General features: G+C 73.0%; 22 protein-coding genes. 18 read left to right on the top strand and 4 right to left on the bottom strand.

The window, feature by feature from the left end; genetic code table 11:
• Position 1: 1 nt before the first annotated feature.
• From HGAM_RS04120 to HGAM_RS04175, 12 genes are all read left to right on the top strand, one after another.
• Complete coding sequence (locus HGAM_RS04120) at positions 2-1,579, top strand: acyl-CoA carboxylase subunit beta (RefSeq protein ID WP_019144208.1); 1,578 nt, start codon at positions 2-4, stop codon at positions 1,577-1,579.
• Positions 1,576-3,528, top strand: a complete 1,953-nt coding sequence (locus HGAM_RS04125) for an acetyl/propionyl/methylcrotonyl-CoA carboxylase subunit alpha (protein ID WP_019144209.1) — start codon at positions 1,576-1,578, stop codon at positions 3,526-3,528. The genes HGAM_RS04120 and HGAM_RS04125 overlap by 4 nt, the downstream gene beginning before the upstream one ends.
• A complete protein-coding gene (locus HGAM_RS04130) occupies positions 3,525-4,688 on the top strand; it encodes an acyl-CoA dehydrogenase family protein (protein WP_019144210.1) in 1,164 nt (387 codons plus the stop codon). The genes HGAM_RS04125 and HGAM_RS04130 overlap by 4 nt, the downstream gene beginning before the upstream one ends.
• A 112-nt stretch (positions 4,689-4,800) precedes the next feature.
• Positions 4,801-5,544, top strand: coding sequence for an enoyl-CoA hydratase-related protein (locus tag HGAM_RS04135; RefSeq protein ID WP_019144211.1), 744 nt, complete (start codon positions 4,801-4,803; stop codon positions 5,542-5,544).
• A 49-nt stretch (positions 5,545-5,593) separates the two neighbouring features.
• The gene (locus HGAM_RS04140) at positions 5,594-6,043 is read left to right on the top strand and encodes a GNAT family N-acetyltransferase (protein ID WP_019144212.1); all 450 of its coding nucleotides are present in this window, start codon (positions 5,594-5,596) and stop codon (positions 6,041-6,043) included.
• Positions 6,044-6,188: 145 nt separating this feature from the next.
• Positions 6,189-8,945: a carboxypeptidase regulatory-like domain-containing protein gene (locus tag HGAM_RS04145; protein ID WP_081591794.1), complete on the top strand. Its 2,757-nt coding sequence runs from the start codon at positions 6,189-6,191 to the stop codon at positions 8,943-8,945.
• A 34-nt stretch (positions 8,946-8,979) separates the two neighbouring features.
• Positions 8,980-10,410: a carboxypeptidase regulatory-like domain-containing protein gene (locus tag HGAM_RS04150; RefSeq protein ID WP_147543530.1), complete on the top strand. Its 1,431-nt coding sequence runs from the start codon at positions 8,980-8,982 to the stop codon at positions 10,408-10,410.
• Positions 10,407-11,345, top strand: a complete 939-nt coding sequence (locus HGAM_RS04155; RefSeq protein ID WP_019144215.1) for a hypothetical protein — start codon at positions 10,407-10,409, stop codon at positions 11,343-11,345. The genes HGAM_RS04150 and HGAM_RS04155 overlap by 4 nt, the downstream gene beginning before the upstream one ends.
• A 69-nt stretch (positions 11,346-11,414) precedes the next feature.
• On the top strand, positions 11,415-11,876 hold the full coding sequence (locus HGAM_RS04160) for a DUF4265 domain-containing protein (protein ID WP_245532109.1): 462 nt from the start codon (positions 11,415-11,417) through the stop codon (positions 11,874-11,876).
• A gap of 142 nt (positions 11,877-12,018) precedes the next feature.
• Entirely contained in the window at positions 12,019-12,393 is a 375-nt protein-coding gene (locus tag HGAM_RS04165; RefSeq protein WP_019144217.1) for a MafI2 family immunity protein, read from the top strand.
• A gap of 92 nt (positions 12,394-12,485) precedes the next feature.
• Positions 12,486-14,600, top strand: coding sequence for a HelD family protein (locus HGAM_RS04170; RefSeq protein WP_019144218.1), 2,115 nt, complete (start codon positions 12,486-12,488; stop codon positions 14,598-14,600).
• Positions 14,600-16,165, top strand: coding sequence for a metallophosphoesterase family protein (locus HGAM_RS04175; protein WP_019144219.1), 1,566 nt, complete (start codon positions 14,600-14,602; stop codon positions 16,163-16,165). Before HGAM_RS04170 ends, HGAM_RS04175 begins: the two co-directional genes overlap by 1 nt.
• A 1-nt stretch (position 16,166) precedes the next feature.
• Here HGAM_RS04175 and HGAM_RS04180 read toward each other — a convergent pair whose 3' ends face one another.
• A complete protein-coding gene (locus HGAM_RS04180) occupies positions 16,167-16,466 on the bottom strand; it encodes a hypothetical protein (RefSeq protein WP_019144220.1) in 300 nt (99 codons plus the stop codon).
• 206 nt (positions 16,467-16,672) lie between these two features.
• On the opposite strand from HGAM_RS04180, the gene HGAM_RS04185 reads away from it, so the two are divergent.
• Both HGAM_RS04185 and HGAM_RS04190 read left to right on the top strand, forming a co-directional pair.
• Positions 16,673-17,020 (top strand): hypothetical protein, encoded by a 348-nt coding sequence (locus HGAM_RS04185; protein ID WP_019144221.1) that lies wholly within the window; start codon positions 16,673-16,675, stop codon positions 17,018-17,020.
• Between the two features lie 60 nt (positions 17,021-17,080).
• Entirely contained in the window at positions 17,081-17,578 is a 498-nt protein-coding gene (locus HGAM_RS04190; protein WP_147543534.1) for a hypothetical protein, read from the top strand.
• Between the two features lie 15 nt (positions 17,579-17,593).
• On the opposite strand, the gene HGAM_RS04195 is transcribed toward HGAM_RS04190, so the two are convergent.
• Positions 17,594-18,793 carry an ArgE/DapE family deacylase gene (locus tag HGAM_RS04195; protein WP_019144223.1) on the bottom strand — a complete coding sequence of 400 codons (1,200 nt, stop codon included), beginning with the start codon at positions 18,791-18,793 and terminating at the stop codon, positions 17,594-17,596.
• A 179-nt stretch (positions 18,794-18,972) separates the two neighbouring features.
• On the opposite strand from HGAM_RS04195, the gene HGAM_RS04200 reads away from it, so the two are divergent.
• The gene (locus HGAM_RS04200) at positions 18,973-20,847 is read left to right on the top strand and encodes an anthranilate synthase family protein (RefSeq protein ID WP_019144224.1); all 1,875 of its coding nucleotides are present in this window, start codon (positions 18,973-18,975) and stop codon (positions 20,845-20,847) included.
• A 37-nt stretch (positions 20,848-20,884) separates the two neighbouring features.
• On the top strand, positions 20,885-21,286 hold the full coding sequence (locus tag HGAM_RS04205) for a VOC family protein (RefSeq protein WP_019144225.1): 402 nt from the start codon (positions 20,885-20,887) through the stop codon (positions 21,284-21,286).
• On the opposite strand, the gene HGAM_RS04210 is transcribed toward HGAM_RS04205, so the two are convergent.
• Positions 21,283-22,176 carry a DMT family transporter gene (locus HGAM_RS04210; RefSeq protein WP_019144226.1) on the bottom strand — a complete coding sequence of 298 codons (894 nt, stop codon included), beginning with the start codon at positions 22,174-22,176 and terminating at the stop codon, positions 21,283-21,285. The genes HGAM_RS04205 and HGAM_RS04210 overlap by 4 nt on opposite strands.
• Before the next feature lie 168 nt (positions 22,177-22,344).
• Between HGAM_RS04210 and HGAM_RS04215 the strand changes: the two genes are divergently transcribed.
• Together HGAM_RS04215 and HGAM_RS04220 are read left to right on the top strand one after the other, a co-directional pair.
• Positions 22,345-22,701, top strand: a complete 357-nt coding sequence (locus HGAM_RS04215) for a hypothetical protein (RefSeq protein ID WP_147543536.1) — start codon at positions 22,345-22,347, stop codon at positions 22,699-22,701.
• 43 nt (positions 22,702-22,744) lie between these two features.
• Positions 22,745-22,969 (top strand): DUF2188 domain-containing protein, encoded by a 225-nt coding sequence (locus HGAM_RS04220; protein WP_019144228.1) that lies wholly within the window; start codon positions 22,745-22,747, stop codon positions 22,967-22,969.
• Positions 22,970-23,219: 250 nt separating this feature from the next.
• On the opposite strand, the gene HGAM_RS17660 is transcribed toward HGAM_RS04220, so the two are convergent.
• Positions 23,220-24,707, bottom strand: a complete 1,488-nt coding sequence (locus HGAM_RS17660; RefSeq protein ID WP_019144229.1) for a S1C family serine protease — start codon at positions 24,705-24,707, stop codon at positions 23,220-23,222.
• Between the last annotated feature and the right edge of the window lie 37 nt (positions 24,708-24,744).

The raw sequence follows: 24,744 nt of genomic DNA on the forward strand, positions 1-24,744 counted from the left end.
GATGACGACCGAGACCGCGGTGGAGCCGGGCAACCGCGCGGCGATGCTCGAGCGCATCGCCGCCCTGCACGAGGAGCAGGCCAAGGCGGTCGCCGGAGGCGGTGAGCGCTACGTCGCGCGGCACCGCGCCCGCGGCAAGCTGACCGCGCGCGAGCGCATCGAGCTGCTGCTGGACGAGGACGCCCCGTTCCTGGAGCTGGGCGCGCTGGCCGGCTGGGGCACCGACTTCCCGGTGGGCGGCTCCGTCGTCACCGGCATCGGCGTCGTCGAGGGCGTCGAGTGCATGATCGTCGCCAACGACCCGACGGTGAAGGGCGGCTCGACCAACCCGAGCTCGCTGCGCAAGAGCCGCCGGGCGGCACAGATCGCCACGGAGAACGGCCTGCCGACGATCAACCTGGTCGAGTCCGGCGGCGCCGACCTGCCGACCCAGAAGGACATCTTCATCCCCGGCGGCGCGAGCTTCCGCGACATCACCCGGTCCAGCGCCGCGGGCGTCCCCACCGTCGCGCTCGTGTTCGGCAACGCCACCGCCGGCGGCGCGTACGTGCCGGGCATGAGCGACTACGTCGTCATGGTCAAGGACGGCGCGAAGGTCTTCCTCGGCGGTCCGCCGCTGGTGAAGATGGCCACCGGCGAGGAGTCCGACGACGAGTCGCTGGGCGGCGCCGAGATGCACGCGCGGACGTCCGGCCTGGCCGACTACCTGGCCGTCGACGAGCACGACGCCATCCGGCTCGGACGCCAGATCGTCCGCCGGCTCAACTGGCGCAAGGCCGGCCCCGCCCCGCGCCCCGACTACGCCCAGCCGCGCCGCGACCCCGAGGCACTGCTCGACCTGGTCCCGACCGACCTGAAGCAGCCGTTCGACCCGCGCGAGGTGATCGCGCACCTGGTAGACGGCAGCGACTTCGACGAGTTCAAGCCGCTCTACGGCACGAGCCTGGTCACCGGCTTCGCCCAGCTGCACGGCCACCCGATCGGCATCCTGGCCAACGCGCAGGGCGTGCTGTTCAGCCAGGAGGCGCAGAAGGCCGCGCAGTTCATCCAGCTGGCCAACCAGGTCGACACGCCGCTGCTGTTCCTGCACAACACGACCGGCTACATGGTCGGCGCGCAGTACGAGCAGGGCGGCATCATCAAGCACGGCGCGCAGATGATCAACGCGGTCTCCAACTCCAAGGTGCCGCACCTCAGCGTCGTCATCGGCGCCTCCTACGGGGCCGGCCACTACGGCATGAGCGGACGCGCCTACGACCCGCGCTTCATGTTCAGCTGGCCGAACGCGAAGTCGGCGGTGATGGGCCCGGCGCAGCTCGCCGGCGTCATCTCGATCGTCGCCCGGCAGGCGGCCGAGTCCAAGGGCGTCCCGTTCGACGAGGAGAAGGACGCCCAGACCCGCGCGTTCATCGAGCAGATGATCGAGGAGCAGTCGCTGGCGTTCTTCACGTCCGGCATGGGCTACGACGACGGGGTCATCGACCCGCGCGACACGCGCACGATCCTGGGCATCTGCCTGTCGGCCATCACCACCCGCCCCGTCGAGGGCGCCGAGGGATTCGGGGTGTTCCGCCTGTGAGCGAGCGCACGCACATCAAGAGCGTTCTCGTGGCGAACCGGGGCGAGATCGCCCGGCGCGTCTTCCGCACCTGCCGCGACCTGGGGGTCGAGACCGTCGCCGTCCACTCCGACGCCGACGCGGGCGCCCCGTTCGTCCGCGAGGCCGACCGCGCCGTGCGTCTGCCCGGCTCGGCGCCCGGCGAGACGTACCTGCGCGGCGACCTGGTGATCGCGGCGGCGAGGGCGGCCGGGGCGGACGCGATCCACCCCGGCTACGGCTTCCTGTCCGAGAACGCGCAGTTCGCCCAGGACGTCGTGGACGCGGGGCTGACCTGGATCGGCCCGCGCCCGGAGACGATCGAGGCGATGGGCTCGAAGATCCGGGCCAAGGAGCTCATGGCCGCCGCCGGCGTCCCGGTGCTCGACGTCGACCCGGCCACGGCCACGGCGGACGACTTCCCGCTGCTGGTCAAGGCGTCCGCCGGCGGTGGCGGTCGCGGCATGCGCGTCGTCGACGACCCGCGCGACCTCGAGGCCGAGCTGGCCAGGGCCGGGGCCGAGGCGGCCTCCGCGTTCGGCGACGACACCGTCTTCGTCGAGCCGTACCTGGCCACCGCGCGCCACGTCGAGGTGCAGGTCATGGCCGACGTGCACGGCACCTGCTGGGTGGTCGGCGACCGCGACTGCTCGATCCAGCGCCGCCACCAGAAGGTCGTCGAGGAAGCGCCCGCGCCCGCGCTGTCGGACGTCGCCCGCGCGACGCTGCACGACGCGGCCCGCAAGGCGGTCGGCGCCACCGGCTACGTCGGCGCCGGCACCGTCGAGTTCCTGGTCGACGGCGACCGGGTCTTCTTCCTGGAGATGAACACCCGCCTGCAGGTCGAGCACCCGGTCACCGAGGCGGTCACCGGCCTCGACCTGGTCGCGCTGCAGCTCGCGGTGGCCGAGGGGCGCCCCTTGGAGGGGGAGCCGCCGGCCCCGTCCGGCCACGCCGTCGAGGTGCGCCTCTACGCCGAGGACCCGGCCGACGACTGGCGTCCGCAGACCGGCACGCTGCGCGCGTTCGACGTCGAGGGCGTCGCGTTCGTGAACCCGGCCGGCCACGGGCTGCGGGTCGACTCCGGCGTCGAGGCGGGCAGCGAGGTCGGCGTCCACTACGACGCGATGCTGGCCAAGGTCATCGCCCACGGGCCCGACCGGGCGTCCGCGCTTCGGATGCTCGACGGTGCGCTGCGCCGGTCGCGGGTGCACGGCGTGGAGACGAACACTGCGCTGCTGCGCGCGATCCTGGCCGACGACGACTTCGCGGCCGCGCGCCTGCACACGTCCCTGCTGGACGAGCGGCTCGAGGCCTGGACGAAGCCGGCCGAGGCGCCGGTGCTGCCGGCCCTCGCGGCCGCGCTCGCCCAGGCCGAGGCGTCCCGGGCGTCCGCCCGCGTGCTCGGACGCGTCCCAGCCGCGTACCGCAACGTGCCGTCGCAGCCGCGCTCGCGCCGCTACCTCGTGCCCGGCTCGGACGAGCCGCTCGAGGTGACCTACGAGAGCCGCGGCGGGCGCCTGGCCAGCGACCTGGCCACCGTGGTCGAGGTCTCGCCGACCCGCGTGGTGCTCGAGCGCGACGGCGTCCGGACGTCCTACGCCGTCACGGTTGGGGAGACGTCCGTCGACGTGGCCGGCCCGGAGGGTGCGCTCTCGCTCGAGGTCGTCCCGCGGTTCGTCGACCCGTCCGAGGTCGTCGCCGCCGGGTCGCTGCTGGCGCCGATGCCCGCGGCCGTCGTGTCGGTCGCGGTCGCCGCGGGCGACCGGGTCGAGCGGGGCCAGACCGTCCTGGTGCTCGAGGCCATGAAGATGCAGCACACCGTCGCCGCGCCCGCGGACGGCGTCGTCACCGAGGTCCACGTCAGCGCCGGCTCGCAGGTCGAGTCCGGCGCCGTGCTGGCCGTCGTCGAGGAGGAAGACCAGTCATGACCACCGCGTTCACCGAGAGCGAGGAGCGTCTCGCGCTCCGCAAGGCCGTGGCCGACCTGGGCCGCAAGTACGGCCAGGAGTACTTCGACACGGCGTTCAAGGAGGGTCGCAAGACCACCGAGCTGTGGGCCGAGGCGGGCAAGCTCGGCTACCTCGGCGTGGCCGTGCCCGAGGAGTACGGCGGAGGCGGCGGCGAGATCGGCGACCTGGCCGCGGTGTGCGAGGAGCTGGCCGCGGCCGGCTGCCCGCTGCTGCTCATGGTCGTCTCGCCGGCCATCGTCGGCACGATCATCGCCCAGTACGGCACCGAGGAACAGAAGCAGCGCTGGCTGCCCGGCCTGGCCGACGGCACGAGCACGTACGCGTTCTCGATCACCGAGCCGGACGCCGGCAGCAACTCGCACAACATCGTCACCACCGGCTACCGCACCGAGGACGGCTGGCGGCTCAAGGGCACCAAGACCTACATCTCCGGCGTCGACGAGGCGGACGCCGTGCTCGTGGTGGCGCGGCTCGAGGACGCGCGCACGGGCAAGCTGAAGCCCGCGCTGTTCCTCGTCCCCACGGACGCCGAGGGCTTCACGTACAACGAGATCGACATGGGCATCACCAGCCCGGAGAAGCAGTTCACGCTGTTCTTCGACGACGTGCTCGTGCCCAAGGACGCGCTCATCGGCAGCGAGGACGCCGGCCTGGAGCAGCTGTTCGCCGGGCTCAACCCCGAGCGGATCATGGCCTCGTCGTTCGCCACCGGCACCGCGCGGCTCGCGCTCGAGAAGGCCACGGCGTACGCGAAGGAGCGCCAGGTCTGGAAGGCGCCGATCGGGGCCCACCAGGCCGTCGCGCACCCGCTGGCGCAGACGCACATCGAGATCGAGATGGCGCGGCTCATGACCCAGAAGGCGGCGGCGCTGTACGCGGCGGGCGACCACATGGCGGCGGGCGAGGCGGCCAACATGGCCAAGTACGCGGCCGGCGAGGTCGTGTGCGCCGCGGTCGACCGCGCCATCCAGACGCTCGGCGGAAACGGCCTGGCCCACGAGTACGGTCTGGTGCAGATGCTGGCCGGGTCGCGCCTGTCGCGCATCGCGCCGGTGAGCCGCGAGATGATCCTCAACTTCGTCGCCCAGTTCTCGCTGGGCCTGCCCAAGAGCTACTAGCCGGCCCGCGCTCGTTCCTCGCGCTCCCTCCGGGCCTCGCAGGGCTCGTCCCGGGCCGGCTGCCGGCTTCGCCGGCCTATGGTCACCTCGTCGGTACAGAAAGTTGGTCAGCATGGCCCTGGTGCACCTGGACGTGGCGGACGGCGTCGCCACCATCACCCTCGACAGCGAGCACAACCGCAACGCGCTCTCCGCCCAGCTCGTCCGTGAGCTGGGGGAGCGGCTGGCGGCGGCCGAGGCGGACGCGGACGTCCGCGCGGTGCTCGTCCGGTCGGCGCACCGGGTGTTCTGCTCGGGCGCGGACCTGTCCGAGGCGTCGTCGGGCGGCATGGAGACCGGTGCCCGCACGCTGGTGGATCTGCAGCGTGCGATCGCGACGTCGGCCAAGCCGGTCGTCGTCGCGCTGGCCGGGCCCGTCCGCGCTGGCGGACTGGGCATCGTCGGGGCCGCGGACGTCGTGGTGGCCGCGTCGTCGGTGACGTTCCAGCTCACCGAGGTGCGGCTCGGCCTTGCGCCGTCGGTCATCTCGCTCAGCCTGCTGCCGCGGCTCACGCCCCGGGCCGCGTCCGACCTGTTCCTCACCGCGCGCCAGTTCTCGGCCGCCGAGGCAGCCGAGATCGGCCTGGTCACGCGCGTCGTCGACGACGAGGCGCTCGACCAGGCGGTCGGCGACGTCCTCGCCGACATGGCGAAGGGCTCGCCCCAGGGCCTGCGCGAGACCAAGCAGCTGGTGAACCGCGACCTCGTGGCCCGCCTCGACGCCCTCGGCGAGGACGTCGCGGCGCAGTCCGCGCGCCTGTTCGGCAGCGACGAGGCCCGCGAGGCCATGCAGGCGTTCCTCTCGCGCAAGAAGTAGGGCCAGCCCGGGCGACGGCCGCGGGCACCCGCGTGCTCCACTGGTCGGCGTGCAGACGGAGTGGGCGTTCCGGCCGAGCCGGCCGGAGGACGCGTCCTGGATGGTGGAGCTGCGCGCGGTCGTGCTGAAGCCCGACCTGGCGCGGCTGGGCCGGTTCGATCCCGCACGGGTGCGGCAGCGGTTCCTGGCCGGGTTCGTCCCGGAGCACACGCGGGTGATCGTCGTCGACGGGCAGGACGTCGGTCTCGTGACGGTCCGTCCGGAGCCGGACGCCCGCTGGATCGAGCACTTCTACCTGCACCCCGCCCACCAGGGGCGTGGCATCGGCCGCTCGGTGCTCACCGACCTCCTCGGGTCGGGCGGTGACGACGACCGTCCGTTCCGGCTCAACGTCCTGCAGGGCAGTGCGGCGCGGCGCCTCTACGAGCGGCACGGCTTCGTCCTGGAGCACGAGGACCCGGTCGACGTGTTCATGAGGGCGGACCCGCCCGTCCGCTGACCCACTGGAGCTGGTTGCACAGGACAAAGGTCCCGCGGTCCGCCGTTCGGCCCCGCGAGGTCGTTCGAACTACGTACCGTTTGTCGACCGCCCGCGGGGGGCGGCGCACGGACCTTCCGGTCGTGCTCGACCGAAAGGGCCGACCGTGGCTCCTGCTCGTCCTTCTCTCGTCCGCCTCGTGCTGAGCCTGGTGCTCGCGCTCGGCGGCCTCGTCGCCGTCTCCGGGACGGCCGTCGCCGACGACCCGCAGGTCCCGTCGCCGCTGTCGCTGGTGACCGGAACCGTCACGCTGTCCGACGGCGCGGCGGCCGCGGCCGTGACCGTCTCGGCCGCGCCGAAGGCGGGCACCGAGGGCACGACCGCCAGCACGTCCACCGACGCCACCGGCGCCTACGCGCTCGAGCTCGGCACCGGCACCTACACGATCACCTACGCGCTCGATCGCTACGACACCCGCAAGGTCGAGGACGTCATCGTGACGGCTGCGCGCACCCTCGACCCGGTCGAGCTGGCCCGCCTGTACCGGCTCTCGGGAACCGTGACGTTCAAGGACGGGACCCCGGCGACCGGCGCTCGCGTCCAGGCCTGGACGGAGGACGAGGACACCGAGCTCGAGTCCCGCACGACGGTCGGCAGCGACGGCCGTTTCCAGCTGGACCTCCCCCGCGGCGAGTACGACGTCTACGTCGCCGGGCGCGGCGTGCCGGCCCGTGAGTACTACCTGGTGATGGACCGCGACCGGACCATCACGTACAGCGCGACCCGCACCCCGTCCGTGACCGGCACCGTCCAGCTGGACGACGGACAGTCGTTCGACCAGGTGGAGGGGTCCGTCGACGTCCAGCAGCGCATCGACGGCTACTGGGACACCGTCGACTGGGCCGACGTCGAGAGCGACGGCAGCTTCGAGACCACCCTCGCGGCCGGCACGTACCGTTTTCAGTACTGGGCCGACGGCTACGCGTCGCGCACCGTGGACGTCGTCGTCACCTCGACCGACCGGACGGTCGACCCGGTGGTGCTGGCGCGCCTGCCGCGCGTGACCGGATCGGCCACGCTCTCCGACGGCGCCTCCTTCGCGGACGTCGACGGCATGGTCGTCGTCGACCGCCGACTCGCCGGTGGTGCCTGGGACGAGGAGCACGACCTGCGCGGCATCCGGGCCGACGGCTCGTTCACGCTGCCGCTCGCGCCGGGCACCTACCGGGTGTCGGTGCAGGCGTACGGCTACTCGACCGTCGTGGTGCAGGACGTCGTCGTGACGTCCGCCGACCAGACGCTCGCCCCGCTGACCCTGACGCGTCTTCCGCGCCTGACCGGCACCGTGTCGCTCAGCGACGGCGGCTCTCACGCCGACGCCGAGACGACCGTCGCGCTCATGGAGCAGCAGGCGGACGGGTCGTGGGACCACTTGGACTACGCCTGGGTGGAGGCGGACGGTTCCTTCGTGCTGCCCGCCCCCGAGGGGACCTTCCGGCTCGAGTACGACGCGTACGGCTACTCGCAGAAGCTCGTCGACGTGACCGTGACCGGGGACCGGGTCCTGGAGCCGGTCGTCCTGACCCCGCTGCCCGTGGTGTCCGGCACCGTGTCCCTCGCCGGCGGTGTGTCCCCCGTGTCGGTCGACGCCTACGTGGTCGCCGTGCAGCGCGACGAGATCGTGGCCGGCGCGCAGGTGGAGGCGAACGGGTCGTTCGCCTTCGCCGTCCCCGACGGCGACTACACGCTCGCCTACTACGCCGACGGCTTCGACACCGTGGAGCGTGCACTCACCGTCTCGGGCGACACCGTCGTCCCGCTCGTCACCCTCGCGAAGCTGGCGCGCGTCACGGGACGCGTGGTGCTGGCCGCCGGCACGAACCCGGTCAGCGCCGGCGCGCGCGTCGTGGCGCTGCGCAAGCAGGCCGACGGCACCTACGTCCGTGAGACGGGCGCATGGGTCGGCGCGTCCGGCACCTACACGCTGCTCCTCGGTGCCGGCACGTACCGGCTGCAGGTCAGTGCGGACGGCCACGCCACGGCGACACTGGCCGACGTCGTCGTCACCGGCGATCGCGTGCTGGAGCCCGTCGCCCTGACCCGCCCGGACGCGCCGCTGGAGAACCTCGTCGCCCCGACGATCCCCACCCAGGTGGTCGCCGGCCAGAGGCTCACCCCCACGCCGGGCACCTGGAGCCGCGACGGGATCACGCTGAGCTACCAGTGGCTGCTCGATGGGCAGCCGTTGAAGGGCGTCACCTCGCGCACGATCACCGTGCCGGGCAGCTGGGTCGAGCGTCGTCTCTCGGTCGGCGTCAAGGCCACCGCCCCGGGTCAGTCCGCCGCCTGGGCCATCTCCGACGAGGTCCTCGTCGACATGGGTCAGCTCGTCGCGGCGACGCCCGTCGTCGTCGGGAGCCCGCGGGTCGGCCAGGCGCTGCGCGTCGGCGGCGGTGCGGTGTCGCCGGCCGCCGAGTGGCTCAGCTACACGTGGCGGGTCGACGGCCGGATCCAGTACGGCAAGAACAAGTCGACGTTCGTCCCCGAGGCCAAGCACCTCGGCCGCCGAGTGACGGTCGAGGTCTACGGCACGCGGACCGGCTTCCGGTACGCGAAGGCGATCTCGAAGCCGAGCGCCGCGGTGGGCATCGGCACGATCGGTGTCCGCACGCAGCCGTCCGTCACGGGCAAGGCCAGGGTCGGCTCGACCCTGACCGTGCGTTCGGGCAGCTACACGCCGGGCAAGGTGCGGCTCCGCTACCAGTGGTTCGTCGCCGGCCGGCGGGTCAGCGGGGCGACCACGTCGTCCTTCCGCCCGACGTCCGCCCACCGCGGCCGGAAGGTCAGCGTGCGGGTGACCGTGTCGGCGACCGGCTACACCACGCGCTCGATCACGACCGCCGCCAAGCGCGTCGCGCGCTGAGCCCGCACCTAACCACGAAGCAAGGACCCCACTCGTGCCTGCCCTGACCCCGTCACACGCCGTGCGACTGCTCGTCGCGCTCGTCGTGGCCGCCGCCACGCTCGCCCTCCCGGCCACGGCCGTGGCTGCGGTCCCCGGCCTCCTCACCGGCACCGTCGTGCTGGCCGACGGCTCGGACCCCTGGGAGGCCGACGCCTCCGTCGACGTCCGATCCGGCGAGGACGACCTCGGCGCAGTCTGGGTCGGGGAAGACGGCTCCTACGAGCTCGACCTCGACCCGGGCTCGTACACGCTGGTCTACGCGGCGCCCGGGTTCGGCACCGTGGAGCGCGACGTCGCGGTGGACGGCGACGCCGTCCTGCCGACCATCACGCTGAGCGCCCCGGTGAAGGTCACGGGCCTGGTCGTCCGCGCCGGCGCCGGCGAGGTGCCGCTGCCGTTCGCCGGTGTCGAGCTCCGTGCGGTGAAGCCGGGCGGCGGGCTCGGTCGTCCGGTGACGACCAGCAGCGACGCCTCCGGACGCTTCGAGGCCACGGTCGCCGTGGGCACCTACCGGGTGAGCTACACCGCGTTCGGCCGGATCCCGGTCGTGGTCCCGTCGGTCCAGGTCGACGCCGCCCGCGAGCTCGCGCCGGTGACCATGGAGATGCTGCCGGCGCCGATCGAGAACCTTGAGCGCCCGTCGCTGCAGTCGGTCCACGTGCACGGCACGGCGACGGTCTCGAGCGGTCGCTGGAACTACGCCTCGCTCGGCATCGCCTACCAGTGGTACCTCGACGGCGCGCCCGTTGCGGGTGCCACGCGGGCGACGTTCCCGCTGCAGGCCAAGCACCGCGGTCACCGTCTCCGGGCATCGGTCACCGCGAGTGGCAGCCACCGCGAGCCGGTGGTGGTGTTCACCGAGGAGACCGTCGTGGCGGCTGCGCTGGCGACCCTGAGCGCCGCGCCGCGGGTCGTCGGCACCACGCAGGTCGGCCAGACGCTGCGCGCGGTGCTCGGGCGGCCCACCCCGTCGAACGCCACGGTGACGTACCAGTGGACGGCGGGCTCGGTCCGCGTCCCCGAGACCGGCCCGACGGTGAGGCTTCGGCCCGAGCTCCGCGGCAAGCGCCTGCGACTGCGGGTCCGCGTCTCGGCTCCGGGCTACAGCACCAACGAGTACCGGGTCCCGGCGACCACGGTGGTGAAGGTCGGCACGATCGCCCTGCGGTCGGCGCCCACCGTCTCCGGCTCGCCGAAGGTCGGACGCACGCTGCGCGCCCGCGTGGCCGTCGCCGCGCCGAGCGGCGTGCGCGTCCGGTACCAGTGGCTGGCGAACGGGAAGGCGATCAAGGGCGCCACGAAGTCCACGGTGCGGTTGACGAAGGCCCAGCGGAAGCGGCGCATCAGCGTCCAGGTGAGCCTGTCCGCCTCCGCGTACGCGCCCCGCGTCGTCCTGTCCGCCCGTACCCGGGCCGTCCGATGACGCCGGCCGCCCGCGGGTTGCGACCCGCGCGGACGCTCGTCCGCCTGCTGGTCGCCCTGGTGCTGGGTGCGGCCGTCCTGTCCGCCACGCCCTCGACCGCCGTCGCGGCCGACGCGATCGAGAACCACCTCCCGCCACGGGTGGAGGGCGACATCCGGGTCGGCGAGAAGTCCGAGATCCAGACCGGCGCGTGGAGTCACGCCGGCCTGACCTTCACCTACCAGTGGCTGCTCGACGGCACGCCGGTCGCCGGCGCCACTGGACGAACTTTCGTGCCGGCCACCGGCATGGAGGACCACCTGCTGAGCGCCACGGTGACGGCCAGCCTCGCGCCGTACGCGCCGGTCACGGTCCACACCGAGAACACGACGCACATCGGCAAGCGGTGGCTGGCCTGGGCCGACGGGCCGCGCACCGTTGGAACGCTGAAGGTGGGCTCGACCCTGCGGGCGGTGACGGGCCTGGTGACCAGGACGCCGAAGCCGCCGAGCATCCAGTGGAAGGTCGACGGTCGTCGCGTGCCCGGTGCCACCGGCGCGACGTACGTGCTGCGACCCCAGGACGCGGGCAAGCAGGTCATGATCGAGGTCTGGGCGTCCGCGCCGGGCTACGAGCCGGAGCGTCGCACGAACTGGGACCGCCGGGCGCCGAAGGTCGCCCCCGGCACCATCGCGGTGCGTGTCCGGCCGACGGTGAAGGGCACGGCGAAGGTCGGGCGGACGCTCCGGGTGCGGCCCGGCGCGTACGGGCCTGGACCGGTGCAGCTGTCGTACCAGTGGCTGGTCGGCGGGAAGTCCGTCGCGGGAGCGACCCGATCCACGTTCAAGCCCCGGGCCGTCCACCGCGGACAGCGCGTAAGCGTGATGGTGCGCGTGCGGTCCAAGGGCTACACGACCGTCAAGGTCACGAGCCGCGGCACGGCCAAGGTCCGCTAGCCGCGAGCCCGAGATGACCTCGTCCGAGTCCGGCGCGCAGCGGCCGCCCGCTTGGTGGCGTCCGTGAGCATGATCGAGAAGTTCTCGGCCCATGACAGTCCCCTGTGGCGCGACCGCGCGGACTTCATCATCAACGCGCCCCTCCCTGAGCCCGGCCGGTTCGAGCAGCTGTGGACCCGGAAGGTGAGCGACGATGAGTTCGAGGTCTGCTGCATCCCGTTCTTCCTGTACGACGTGGCGCTCGGCGACACGGTCAAGACCGTCGCGCGAGGGGGACGGCAGTACGTCCTGGAACGGGTCCTGAGAACTTCTGGCCGCTACGTGTTCCGTGCCTTCTTCGAGCGGACGCAGTACCGCTTCCGGGATGCCACGGTCGAAGCACTGGAGTCGCGCGGAGCGCAGGTCGAGTGGTCGTCGCCCAGTCTGTTGGCCGTGGACGTGGAAGCCGCGTCGGCACAGAGCATCGCCGACCTCCTGCACGGTCTGGAGGAGCAGCAGCAGCTGGTCTACGAGTCCGGCAGGTCGGCCTGAGAGTCCGCGGGGCAGGACGTCCAGCAATGGCCGACCCCCGATTGGCCTGTCCCGCGAGTCGTAGCGGGATTCCTCGGGCGGCGCACCGGCGTGCTGCGGAGTTCTCGCCCGACGAGGCGGCCGTCAGGGACAGGACGGCCCCATGAGAGCTGCGCTTCGGTCGGTCATGGGTTCACGCTCGGCATCCAGAGCCGATGACAACCCAGGTCCTACGGCGTTCCGCACCGAGGCGATCCTGTCGATCCAGCGTTGGATGGTGGGATTGGTGACGCCCGAGCTCAGGGCGGTCTCGTTCTCGGCTGTGCACCCATCGCTCGAGGCGCGCTTCTTCCTGGAGACGGCTGATGAGGAGAACGTCGACATCATCGATGAGATCGAGACCCTGGTGATGGCGGACTTTCTTGATGGTGTCCAGGTGAGCATCCGGTCTGTCGAGCTCGCTGCGAGTGAGCCGCTCCTCCTGCCCCAAGGGCATGAGTGGTTGTTCGCCCGCCGTGAGTCGAACGACCGGATCTGACCTCGCCCGTCCGGCGTCCGGGCACCGCCGCGGCGCTGGTGCGCAGTGCCTAGACTGGGGAGTTCCCGTTCGACCCCCTTCTGAGGAGCTCAGTGACCGCCACGCACGACCAGGCGCAGGCCGAGATCGCCCACGAGCAGGCGTACGTCGACACGGTGTACGACCGGCTCGACGAGTCGGCCAAGGTCGCCACCTCGCTGGTCAAGGAGGGCTACGCCCGCGGGCACGTCGGCAACGAGGGCGGCCTCGTCGAGCGTGACGCGATGGTCTTCCAGGCCTCGAAGCGGCTCGCCGCCCTCAACGCCGCCCACGACGGGCTCGTCTTCGGCCGGCTCGACCTCACCGACGGCCACGCCCGCTACATCGGACGCATCGGGGTGCGCGACGCCGAGCGCGAGATCCTGCTCGTCGACTGGCGTGCCCCCGCGGCCGCGCTGTTCTACCAGGCGACGGCCAACGAGCCGAAGGGCGTGATCCGCCGCCGTGTGCTGCGCTCGTCGGGCAAGACCGTCGTCGGTGTCGAGGACGACCTGCTGGACGCCGAGCACGCGCCCGACGACATGGTCGTCGTCGGCGAGGGCGCGCTGCTGGCCAGCCTGAGCCGCGCCCGCGACGCCAAGATGCACTCGGTCGTCGCGACCATCCAGAAGGAGCAGGACGAGGCGATCCGCGCGCCCGCCCGCGGTGCGACGATCATCGGCGGCGGCCCCGGCACCGGCAAGACCGTCGTGGCCCTGCACCGCGCCGCGTTCCTGCTCTACAACGACCGGCGCCGCTTCGAGTCCGGCGGCGTGCTCGTCGTCGGTCCGTCCGGCGTGTTCATGAGCTACATCGAGCGGGTCCTGCCCAGCCTCGGCGAGACCGCCGTGACGCTGCGCGCCCTCGGCGAGGTCGTCGACGGCATCCGCACCGACCGCCACGACGAGCCGGCCGCCGCCGCGGCGAAGGGCTCCGAGCGCATGGCGTCGCTGCTCTCGCGCCTGGTCACCTGGAGCCAGCCGGGCGAGCCGGAGTCGTTCCGCTTCTTCTACAAGGATGACGTCCTGCGGCTCGACCAGCGGCAGCTGCGCAACATCCGCCGCCAGCTGATGAGCAACCTGCGCCGCAACCAGGCCTACGCGAAGGTGCCCGGCGCGCTCGTGGACGCCCTGTGGCGCCAGGTGCGCGGCGAGCGCGCGCTCGAGAAGGGCAAGGAGGGCTTCGTCGACGAGATCACCGGGTCGGCCGCCTTCCGTGAGTTCGTCGAGGACTGGTGGCCGCCGCTGGAGGCCGTCCAGCTCTGGCGCACCCTGCCCCAGGTCATCGAGCCGCTCGCCTCGCGCACCTACTCGCGCGCCGAGGTCGGGGCCATGAAGGCGTCGTGGGAGCAGCACGGCGAGCCGTCGATCGAGGACGTCCCGCTCATCGACGAGCTGCGCTACCTGCTCGGCGAGGTGCCGGTCGAGGACGACGAGTCCGACGACGGGCCGCGCGAGCTGATGAGCTTCGAGCGGGCCGAGCGCGAGCGCCGCAACGAGCTGCGCTCCACGGCGTCCATCGAGGACGACGGGTTCGCCCACGTGCTCGTCGACGAGGCCCAGGACCTCTCGCCCATGCAGTGGCGGATGCTCGGCCGTCGCGGCCGCTACGCCAGCTGGACGATCGTGGGCGACCAGGCCCAGTCGTCGTGGCCGCACCGCGAGGAGGCGGCGCAGGCCCGGGCCGAGGCGCTGGCCCGGCTGCCGCTGCACGAGTTCCGGTTGTCGACCAACTACCGCAACTCCGCCGAGATCTACGACTTCGCCGCCGAGGTCGCCAAGGTGGCCGCCCCCGACGCCGACCTGGCCCGCGCGGTCCGCTCGACCGGCGAGGAGCCGCAGCACCGCCTCGTCGAGCCCGGCGAGGAGCTCACGGCCGTGGCCGAGGCGGTCGACGCGCTCGCGGCCCGGGTCGAGGGCACGATCGCGGTCGTCACCGCCGTGACCCGGCGCGAGCAGGCGCGGGCCGAGCTGGCCGACGCGCTCGCGCCGCACGGTGACCGCGTGCGCGTCCTGGACGGCCTCGACACGAAGGGCCTGGAGTTCGACGCCGTCGTCGTGCTCGAGCCCGACGAGATCACCGACGAGTCGCCGTCGGGCTGGCGGACGCTGTACGTCGTCCTCACGCGCGCCACCCAGCTGCTGACCACGGTCGGCACGAGCGACCGCTGGCTCAAGCGGGTCCGCTGATGCGTCGCGTGGTCGCGGCCCTGCCCCTCCTCGCCCTCTTCCTGGTGGTGACGGTCGGCGTCGGCCTGACCGCGTTCCTGCACAGCGAGCGCGAGGTCTCCATCGGCGCCCACTCCTCGCTGGTGCGTCCGACGTTCGACGGCTGGGCCACGCTCGACTTCGGTCCGCTGCTGCCGACCGTCCGCGTGCCCGTCGAGGGTGCCGGCGGCATCGGCGTCGAGATCGACCTCGGCGACAGCCAGGTGACGTCGCTCGAGCAGCTCGCCGCCCAGGACGCGGTCATCGCCAGCCAGCCGGCCGGCGAGATCCGCAAGGTGACCTCCACCGTCCAGGACATGGCGTGGGTCGCGCTCGCGAAGGGTGCCGGCGCCGGGGTGCTCAGCGTCCTGCTCGTGCTCGGGGTGTGGCGCGCGGTCGGGCCGGACCGCCGCCGTGAGCTGCGCGCTGGCGCGCGGCGCGCGCGCCACCACCGTCCGTCGCGGCGCACCGTGGTGGGCGGCGTCGTCGTGACGGCGTTGGTGGCCGGGTCGGTCGTGGCGATCGTCCTGCCCGTCGACGGCGCGGACGTGGCCGACGACCGTGCCTGGCAGCCGATCACCGAGGTCTTCCCCGAGCTCGACGGCACCGATCCCGTGCTCGACACCGTGCAGATCGCCCAGGGTGCCGCGGCGTCGGGCAGCAGCGCCCTGGTGCAGGGCGCGCTGAACACGTACCGCGAGTCGGTCAGCTTCTACGGCGACCTGGCCGAGACAGCGTCCGAGGCGGTCGTCCGCACGCCGGCCGAGGGCGAGACGACCGCGCTCGTCGTCACCGACCGGCACGACAACATCGGCATGGACCAGGTCGCGCGCGCGATCGCCGACCGGGCCCAGGCGTCCATGGTGCTCGACCTCGGCGACGACACGTCCGTCGGCGGCAGCTGGGAGGAGTTCAGCATCAACTCCCTGGCCCGCGAGATGCGCGACCTCGAGGTCGTCGCGATCGCCGGCAACCACGACACCGGCGGCAACATCCAGCGCTGGTACCGCGACGCCGGCTTCACCGTGCTCGACGGTGAGCCGGTCGACGTCGAGGGCGTCCGGTTCATCGGCACCAGCGACCCGCGCAGCTCCGGCCTGACCTCCGGCTACGAGGGCGACGCGGCCGACAACAGCGCCGCGCTCAAGGAGCAGGACGCTGCACTCACCGAGACCGCGTGCGAGGACGGCGACGTGTCGGTCGCGCTCGTGCACAGCGCCTCGTCCGCCAAGCAGCTCGCCGCGTCCGGCTGTGTCGACCTCGTGCTGTCCGGCCACCTGCACCGCCAGGTCGGTCCGGACGTCGTCGAGGGCGAGAACGGACGTCGCACGGTCACGCTCACCACCGCGTCCACCGGCGGCGCGGTCTACGCGTTCGCGCTGGGCAGCAAGCTGCGCCGAGCCGCGCAGGTGACGATCGTGACCTTCCGTGACGGCGCGCCGGTGGGCCTGCAGCCGGTGAACCTCGAGCCGGGCGGCATCGTGACCGTGCAGGACTTCGTGCCGATCACCCCGTCGCCGCGCGACGCGGTGGAGGCGTTGCGCTGAGCTAGCCGGCCTTCGCCGTCTCGGTCCGCTCGAGCAGCGGCCCGACCTCGGGCGCCACGCCCAGCGCGCGCTCGGGGTCGTCCCTCGGCCAGTCGGTGAGCCAGGCGTGCAGGGTGCCGTCGTCGACGACGGTGCGCACGGAGCGGCCGCGCGAGCGGGCGGCGGCCCGCGCGGCGCGCCGCCAGGCCTCGAGCTCGAGCGGGCACGCCGGGAGCGGACGCGAGACGTGGCCGCGAGCGTCGAGCGCGTCGCCGATCGCGGACTTCATCTCGTCGTACGACAGGCCGGTCGGCATCGGCATGACGCGGGTCCTGGGCTGCATGGGGGTCCTCCGGTCCGGACCGCCCCCGCGGTCGCACGTCCTCCCGACGACTGTCGGCACGTCCGCGAGGCTAGCGGCGCGGATCGGCTGCCGCTGGCGACGCGCCGGACGCCCGCAGGGTGTTCGCGTCGCGTTCGTCGCCCGTTCTGCGCACCGGCCTCGTCCGTTCGTGGGACGCTCTCGCCGTGAGCGCGTGGAAGAGCCTGGCCCTGCTCGCGGCGGTGCTGGTCGTCGGGGTTGGCTTCCTCGTGGTCGCCACCCCGTACGTCCCCGGCGACGACGGCGACTACCAGTGCGCGGCGCCGTGGGACGTCGTCCGGCACGACACCGACTCCGTGCGCTGGGGCGAGCCGCCGGTGGACGAGGACGGGATCGAGCGTCGTTGCCGCGTCGCGGCGCGCGACCAGTTCGACCTTGCCGGGCGGACGGGGACGGCTGCCGTGCTCGTCGCGGGGCTGTCCGTCGTGGCGCTCGCACGGGACCACCGCGCACGCCGACCCGCCCGGCGCCCTACGAGCAGCGGGCGAGGATGAGCCGGGCGGGCGTGGGAGGTCGGGATGCCGCCTGAGGCGTCAGCCCGGATGGGTGCGGACGTGTCCGTGCTCCTGCTGCCGGCGATTCGAGCATGGGTCGGGCTCCTGTACGGCGTTCCCGTGGCGACGGTCTGGCAGCTGGCTGAGCTGAACCTGGACGCCTTCCTGGTCATCGTCGGATCGGCGGTCGGCGGGGGCGTCCTGTACGGGGTTCTCCAGCTGGCCTTCTGGGCCGCCTTGGGGCTCGGGACGTCGTACGTCGTGACCGACGGGCACCTGGAGTGGCGCCGCTTCGGCATCGTCCGGAGACGGGTGCCCGTCGAGGCGATCGAGTGGGTGGACGTCGACTACCTCTACACGTTCCGCGACCTGTTCTGGAAGCTGACCTACGCGCCGTGGGACCCGCCCCACCTGGACGTGGCCCTGCCGGATCGCGAGGAGCTGATCGAGCTCGGGCACATCCTGGTGATGCGCGACGGTCCGGCACGGATCGACGACTTCCTCCGGCGGCACGGGATCCCGGTGCTCGCCGACGCCGACACCGTCCAGGGCGCCTGAGACCCGACCGGCGCCCTACGAGCAGCGGGCGAGGATGAGCCGGGCGTAGGTCTCGGCCGCGGCGACGACCTCGTCGATGCGCACCGACTCGTCGACCGCGTGTGCGTTCGCGATGTCGCCCGGGCCGAGCTGCAGCGTCGGGACGCCCGCCGCCGCGTACTGGCGCAGGTCCGAGCCGTAGGGCGCGCCGACCGCCGACATGGCCGGGTCGCCGGCCGCGGCCCGCACCTCGTCCAGGAACGGGTGGCCCTCGGGCAGGCTGCCGGCTGCGAACTGGCCGCCGGGCCAGGTGACGACCGCCGGGTTCTTGCGCAGCCACGTGTGGTCCGCCGCCGCGACCGCGGCCTCGAACACGGCGCGCGCCTCGGCGAACGACTCACCCGGACGCGTGCCGAAGCGGCCCTCGGCGACGAGCCGGTCCGGGATCGTCGAGGCCCAGTCGCCCGCCTCGAGCGTCCCGACGCTGATCGGGAACGGGCGGGCGTCGAACGGCGCGGGCGGGGTCGCGTTGCGCTCCGCGTCCAGTCGGCGCAGCGAGGCGTGCACCGCCTCGAAGACCTCGATCGCGCTCACCCCGGCGTCCGGGCGCGAGCCGTGCGTGGACGAGCCGGAGAGCTCGATCCGGAAGGTGAGGGCGCCGGCATTGGCGGTCACGATCGTGCCCGCCGTCGGCTCGGCGATGAGGCACGCGTCGCCGGTGTGCCCGCGGCGCAGCGTCGCGAACGCGCCCAGCCCGCCGTCCTCCTCGCCGATCACGGTGTGGACGGCGAACGGGCGGCGCAGCTCGACGCCGCTCGACACCACCGCGCGGGCGGCGGCGAAGATCGCGGCGACGCCACCCTTCATGTCGCAGACGCCGCGACCGAACCAGGTGCCGTCCAGCTCGCGCAGCACCCACGGGTCACCGCCGGTCCAGGCCTCGGACTCGCCCGGCGGGACGACGTCCACGTGCCCGTTGAGGATCAGTGCGGGCGTGCCGGGGCCGGACGTCGCGACGCAGCCCCACGCCTCGGCGCGCTCGACCTCCTCGCCCGGGTGATCCGGGTCGGCGCGCAGGGCGTCGACGTCGAGCTGCCACAGGTCGACGTCCAGCCCGAGCCCAGCCAGAGTCGCCGCGCACCAGCGCTGCGCCAGCACCTCAGACTCGCTGCCCCCGACGCTCGCCAGGCTGACGAGCTGGGTGAGGTCGCGCCGCACCAGGTCGATGTCGATCATGGCGGCGAGCGTAAGACACCCGGTGGGGACGGCTCGCGCTGCGGTACGCTTCGACCCATGACAGCCCGGCCCCTGACCTGGTGGCGCCACCCGTAGGTGGCCTGTCGACTTCTGCCCAGACCGCCTCACGGCCGGCTCTGGGCTTTTCTCTTCCCGGGCCGCCGAGCCAGGAGAACCACATGACGCACCTCGACGACCTGCTCGCCCAGCCCGCCTGGGCGATCGTGCGCACGCGCGCCAGCGACACCGTCACGCTCGTCGGCGGCCCCCGCACCGACCTCGAGCGGCTCGCCGACGTCCCGCTGGGCACCGGGCCCGGCCAGGGCTGGGAGCAGCTCGTGCTCGTGCCGTTCCAGCAGGTGCGCGAGCGCGGCTTCGAGGCGCACGACGACGGCACCCCGCTGACGTCCATCGCCGCCGACCTGCTGCGCGAGGTGCCGCTGGACGAGCTGCTGGCGCTGCTGCCCGACACCGAGATCGAGCTGGCCGACCGCGGCGGCTTCGAGACGTCCGACGAGGAGTACGCCGGCATCGTCCAGGCGATCATCGACGACGAGATCGGCCGCGGCGAGGGCGCCAACCTCGTGGTCGGACGCCGCTACCGGGCGCAGGTCGCCGACTGGGGCCACGGCCGCGCGCTCACCGTGCTGCGCCGTCTGCTCGAGCGCGAGCGCGGTGCCTTCTGGACGTTCTGCGTCTTCACCGGCGACCGCTACCTGATCGGCGCGAGCCCCGAGCGGCACGTCAGCGTCGACGCCGGCCAGGTGCGGATGAACCCGATCAGCGGCACCTTCCGCCTGCGCGGCCTGGAGACCCAGGCCGAGCGCAAGGCCGCGCTGCTGGAGTTCCTGCGCGACGAGAAGGAGATCTACGAGCTGTTCATGGTGGTGGACGAGGAGCTCAAGCAGATGTGTGACATCTGCCACGAGGGCGGCATGGTGCTCGGCCCGTTCCTCAAGCCCATGACCCACCTCGTCCACACCGAGTACCTGCTCGCCGGACGCACCCGCATGGACGTGCGCGACGTGCTGCGCCAGTCGATGTTCGCCGCCACGGTCACCGGCAGCCCGGTCGAGAACGCCTGCCGCCTGATCAAGCAGTACGAGCCGCAGGGCCGCGGCTACTACGCCGGCGTGGCCGCACTGGTGGGCCGCGACGCGAACGGCGCGCAGGTCGCCGACGCGCCCATCCTCATCCGCACCGCGGACGTCGACCTGGAGGGCAACGTCGTCGTCACCGCCGGCGCGACGCTCGTGCGCGACTCCGACGCGATGTACGAGACGAAGGAGACCTGGGCGAAGGCGTCCGGCGTGCTCAGCGCGTTCGGCCTGGTCGAGCAGGCGCCCGAGGCGGTGCCCGGCCACGACGACTTCACCCGCGACGACGAGGTGCTCATCGCGCTCGGCTCGCGCAACCAGCGGCTGAGCCAGTTCTGGCTGAGCGACCAGTCGGGCGCGGCCCCGCGGCCCGAGCTGGCCGGCAAGCGCGTCGTCGTGCTCGACGGCGAGGACGACTTCGTCAACATGCTGCGCCACGTCTTCGGCGTGCTCGGCATGACCACGGACGTCGTCCGGCACGACGAGTACACCGACGGCGCGCTGGACGGCTACGACCTGGTGGTGCTCGGGCCCGGACCCGGTGACCCGCGCGACGGCGACGACGCGAAGATCGCGACGATCGGTCGCGCGGCGGACGCCCTGCTCGAGGCCGAGCGGCCGTTCCTCGCCGTCTGCCTGGGCCATCAGGTGCTGAGCCGGAAGGTCGGCCTGGACCTCGCGTTCAAGGACATCGTCTTCCAGGGAACGCAGAGCCGGCTGCCGGTGCTGGGCCGCGACGAGACCGTCGGGTTCTACAACACGTTCGTGGCCCGGGTGCCCGAGAGCGGTCTGCCCGACGGCGTCACGGTCGAGCGCGAGGAGGCCAGCGGCGACGTGCACCTGGTGGCGGGCCCGCACTACCGCGGCATCCAGTTCCACGCCGAGTCGGTGCTGACCCAGAACGGCTTCCGGATCCTGCGCGACCTCGTGCTCCAGCTCCTGGCCCCCGAGAAGTAGGGGGCCGACGGACCCGGCGCGTCGGTACCGTCGCGCCATGACCGCCCCAGCGCCGTACCTGCTCCTGCCCGGCACCGCTCGGGAGGCGCTGACGTTCTACGCCGAGACGTTCGGTGGCCGCGTGCAGCTGCACACGTACGCCGAGTTCGGCCGCGACGACGGCCCGGCCGAGGCGGTCGCCCACGGGTACCTGGCGGACGGCCCGGTGGAGCTGTTCGCCGCCGACGTCGCCGGGGACGATCCTGCGTTCGCCGCTCGAGGACTCATGCTGTCGCTGCTCGGCGCCGCCCCTGCTGGGACGGCGCACGCGTGGTTCGTCGCCCTGAGCGACGGGGGACAGGTCGTCAGCGACCTGCAGCAGCGTCCGTGGGGCGCATCGGACGGGCAGGTCGTGGACCGGTTCGGCGTGCCCTGGCTGCTGGGCTACGAGCCGGCCTAGGCCTCGGCGACGACCTTGCGGTGCGGACGGATGCGCGTGATCGCGACGCCGGCGAGGCTCAGCACGCCGCCGACGAGGGCGAGCGCGGCCGGGGTCTCGTCGAGGATCGCCCAGGCGATGCCCGTGGCGACGACCGGGACGAGGTAGGTGGTCGAGGCCGCCTGGCCGCTGGTGATGCGGGCCAGCGCGTACGACCAGGTGCTGAACCCGATCGCGGTGGGGAACACGCCCAGGTAGACCAGCCACAGCACGTCGGACGTCGTCGCGTCGCCGAGCTCGCGGAACAGGTGGGGCGCGAACGGCAGGCAGACGATCGCGCCGACGACGCAGCCCAGCCAGACCGACATGACCGGCTTGACGTGGGCCAGCGCGGGCTTCTGGGTGAGCGTGCCGATCGCGTAGGTGACCGCCGCGACGAGGCACAGCACGACGCCGGTCGTGCTCGCGGTCTCGACGGCGTCGGGGTCGCGCGTGCCCAGGGCGATGAGCGCCACGCCGGAGAACGCGACCGCGATGCCGACCAGCAGCGGCTTGGGGAAGCCCTCGCCGAGCACGAACCCGGCGAACAGGGCGACCAGGGCGGGGGCCACGTTCACCACCAGCGCGGCGGTGCCGGCGTCGAGGTGCTGCTCGCCGGCGTTGAGCGCGATGTTGTAGATGCCGAACCACACGACGCCGTAGATCACCACCAGCAGCAGCGGGCGTCCGGTGGGCATCGTCGCGCGGGTGGGACGGGCGATCAGCGTGAGGACGAGCGCGCCCACGAGCACCCGGCCCAAGGTCAGCGAGCCGGGGGAGAAGGCGTCGCCGAGGGCACGGATGGCCACGAAGGCCGAGGCCCACAGCAGGACGGTGACGGCCAGGGCCGGCACGGAGAGGTCGCGTCGCACGACCTCACGCTAGGCCCGGCCACCGACAGGGACGAGGCTCGCACCGGCCAGACGTGCGCGACATCCCGCCAACCCGGCGGAAATTCACGTGTTCACATGCGGCGATGCGTCACCGGTGGCGCGTTCCACCGCCCCTAGGTTGAGCCTCGACCTGAGGAAGAGGTGGAGATGCGCAGCAGACCGCTGAGGGAGATGGTCGACCTGGTGATCGACCAGGCCGAGATGGAGAACCCGCACGTCCGCTTCAGCGTCTGGCTGTCCCCGGACAACGCCGCCGTGTTCGCCGCCACCTACCGCCGCCACGAGGTCGTCGGTTCCGGCCTGGTCGGCGACGAGCTGGTGCGCCTGGAGCCCGTGCTCGACGGCACGGTGGGCTCCGCGCGGGCCAGCAGCTACCTGGCCGACCTGGACGAGGAGATCATCAGCGTCTTCGGCTCGGTGCTGGACGTCGCTCGCATCACGGCCGCGTCGGCGACCGCCGCGGCCCGGGCGCTGCCCGACGGTCCGCGCGCCCTGCAGGCCTGACCCGGCTGGTCCGCGCCACCGTGCGGCGCTTACCGTGGATGACGTGCACGACGCCGTTCCGACTCCCTCCGACGAGGTCGAGACGTACCCGCGCCACGGCCTGTGGCACAACCGGCTGATCGCCTCGGACGGCGGGTTCCTGGGCACCCACACCACGCGCGACGAGGCGGTCGCCGCCGGACGCGACGAGGCTCGCTGGCGCGGCGTCCCGCACGTCGTCCGCGAGGCCGACGGCAGCACGCAGCGCCGCGTCCTCGACGACGCCTGATCCTCGGGGCACGCGTCCGGGTCTGGCAGGCGGAGACTCCGACACCTCCCGCTGAGGAGTGAGGCTCCCGGACCCGGCCCGGCTCGAACGGGCAGCCACCCTCACCTGCAGCGGGCTGGACGCACCCTTACCGGGTAGGTGCGCCTTGGGCGGGCTCAGGTCGCACGGTACCCCACATCGCTGACCGCCCTCGCCGACGACGAAGGGCCGACGACCACGAGGTCGTCGGCCCTTCGTCGTGCTGGAGCGATCAGCTGGACAGGTCGCCGCCGTCGGAGTCCAGCGTGACCGTCGTCGTCTCGGTCTTGCCGTCGCGGACGTACGTGACCTTGACCTCGTCGCCGGGCTGGTAGCCGCGGATCGCCGCGACCAGCGCGTCGGAGCTGGCGACCGCGTTGCCGCCGACGGCCGTGATGACGTCGCCGACCTCGAGGCCGGCCTCGTCGCCGGCGCTGCCCTTCGTCACCTCGCGCACCTGGGCGCCGACCGTGGTGATGCCGTCGGACTCGACCGCAGCCGTGACCGTGACGCCGATCCGGGCGTGCTCGACGGTCTTGCCCTCGACGAGCTGCGCCGCGACGTTCTTGGCCAGGTCGATCGGGATCGCGAAGCCCAGGCCGATCGAGCCGGACTCGCCGCCCGAGCTCGTGCGGATGGCCGAGTTGATCGCGATGACGCGACCGTCGAGGTCGACGAGCGGGCCACCGGAGTTGCCCGGGTTGATCGCCGCGTCGGTCTGCACCGCCGGGAAGACGGTGCTGTTGGAGCCGCTCGCGTCGGCCGACGTCACGGGGCGGTTGAGCGCCGAGACGATGCCGGTGGTGACGGTGGACTCCAGGCCGTACGGCGAGCCGATGGCGACGACGCCCTGACCGACGCGCAGGGCGGACGAGCTGCCCAGCGTGGCCGGGGTCAGGTCGGTCTTGCCCTCGGCCTTGATGACGGCCAGGTCGGTCTTCGGGTCGCGGCCCATGATCTCGGCCTTGGCCAGCGAGCCGTCGTTGAACGAGACGGTGATGCTGCCACCGTCGGCCGCGGACTCGACCACGTGGTTGTTGGTCAGGATCTCGCCGTCGTTGCTGAGGATGACGCCGGTGCCCGTGCCGGAGGCGTCGCCGCCGCCGACGTTGATCTGGACGACCGACGGCATGACCGCCGCGGCGACCTTCTCGACCGTGCCGGCCGGCAGGTCGGACGCCTCGGAGTCCTGCGACAGCGAGCTGACCGTCGGGCTGCTGCTGGAGGCGTCGTCGTTCGCCGAGTACAGCGCGGCGCCGCCGAAGCCGGCCGCGGTGCCGATGAGCGCGGCGCCGACGAGACCGGCGACCAGCAGGCCGCCGCGACGGCGCTTGCCATGCGGCTCGGACGCGGCACCGGCGGCGGCCGGGGCGGGCTGCTGCGCGGTGTGGTCGCTGTACCGGTGGGTCCACGCGTCGTCGCCGGCCGGCGGGCCGGCGGGCGCGGCGGCGGCCGCCGGGGTGCTCCAGTCGGCGGGTGCCGCGGGCTGCGGCGTGGTCGGCTGCTGCGCGGTGGGCTGCTCGCCCGCCACCGGGGACGTGGGCTGCTCCGCGGTCACGTCGTGCTGCGCGGGGGCATCGGGCCCGGGTCGTTCGAAGCGGGTCGTGTCGGAGGGCGTCGCGGCGTCGGAGCCGGCGTCCAGGCGCGTCGTCGGCTCCTCGTCGCGCTGTCCCGGGGGGACGTACGGACGGCCGGCGTAAGGATCCTGCGGTTCGCTCATGCTCCGAGATTCTCCTGCCTCGCTGAGAGAAGACTGT

This window comes from Aeromicrobium massiliense JC14 (assembly GCF_000312105.1).
In the GTDB taxonomy this organism is placed as follows: domain Bacteria; phylum Actinomycetota; class Actinomycetes; order Propionibacteriales; family Nocardioidaceae; genus Aeromicrobium; species Aeromicrobium massiliense.

What these genes read in the sequence shown, in the direction of transcription:
- HGAM_RS04160 (WP_245532109.1), top strand. Translation starts at nt 11,415, where the DNA reads ATGATCGAGAAGTTCTCGGCCCATGACAGTCCCCTGTGGCGCGACCGC.
- HGAM_RS04175 (WP_019144219.1), top strand. Translation starts at nt 14,600, where the DNA reads ATGCGTCGCGTGGTCGCGGCCCTGCCCCTCCTCGCCCTCTTCCTGGTG.
- HGAM_RS04180 (WP_019144220.1), bottom strand. Translation starts at nt 16,466, where the DNA reads ATGCCGATGCCGACCGGCCTGTCGTACGACGAGATGAAGTCCGCGATC.
- HGAM_RS04165 (WP_019144217.1), top strand. Translation starts at nt 12,019, where the DNA reads ATGAGAGCTGCGCTTCGGTCGGTCATGGGTTCACGCTCGGCATCCAGA.
- HGAM_RS04195 (WP_019144223.1), bottom strand. Translation starts at nt 18,793, where the DNA reads ATGATCGACATCGACCTGGTGCGGCGCGACCTCACCCAGCTCGTCAGC.
- HGAM_RS04130 (WP_019144210.1), top strand. Translation starts at nt 3,525, where the DNA reads ATGACCACCGCGTTCACCGAGAGCGAGGAGCGTCTCGCGCTCCGCAAG.
- HGAM_RS04155 (WP_019144215.1), top strand. Translation starts at nt 10,407, where the DNA reads ATGACGCCGGCCGCCCGCGGGTTGCGACCCGCGCGGACGCTCGTCCGC.
- HGAM_RS04135 (WP_019144211.1), top strand. Translation starts at nt 4,801, where the DNA reads ATGGCCCTGGTGCACCTGGACGTGGCGGACGGCGTCGCCACCATCACC.
- HGAM_RS04215 (WP_147543536.1), top strand. Translation starts at nt 22,345, where the DNA reads ATGCGCAGCAGACCGCTGAGGGAGATGGTCGACCTGGTGATCGACCAG.
- HGAM_RS04205 (WP_019144225.1), top strand. Translation starts at nt 20,885, where the DNA reads ATGACCGCCCCAGCGCCGTACCTGCTCCTGCCCGGCACCGCTCGGGAG.
- HGAM_RS04200 (WP_019144224.1), top strand. Translation starts at nt 18,973, where the DNA reads ATGACGCACCTCGACGACCTGCTCGCCCAGCCCGCCTGGGCGATCGTG.
- HGAM_RS17660 (WP_019144229.1), bottom strand. Translation starts at nt 24,707, where the DNA reads ATGAGCGAACCGCAGGATCCTTACGCCGGCCGTCCGTACGTCCCCCCG.
- HGAM_RS04120 (WP_019144208.1), top strand. Translation starts at nt 2, where the DNA reads ATGACGACCGAGACCGCGGTGGAGCCGGGCAACCGCGCGGCGATGCTC.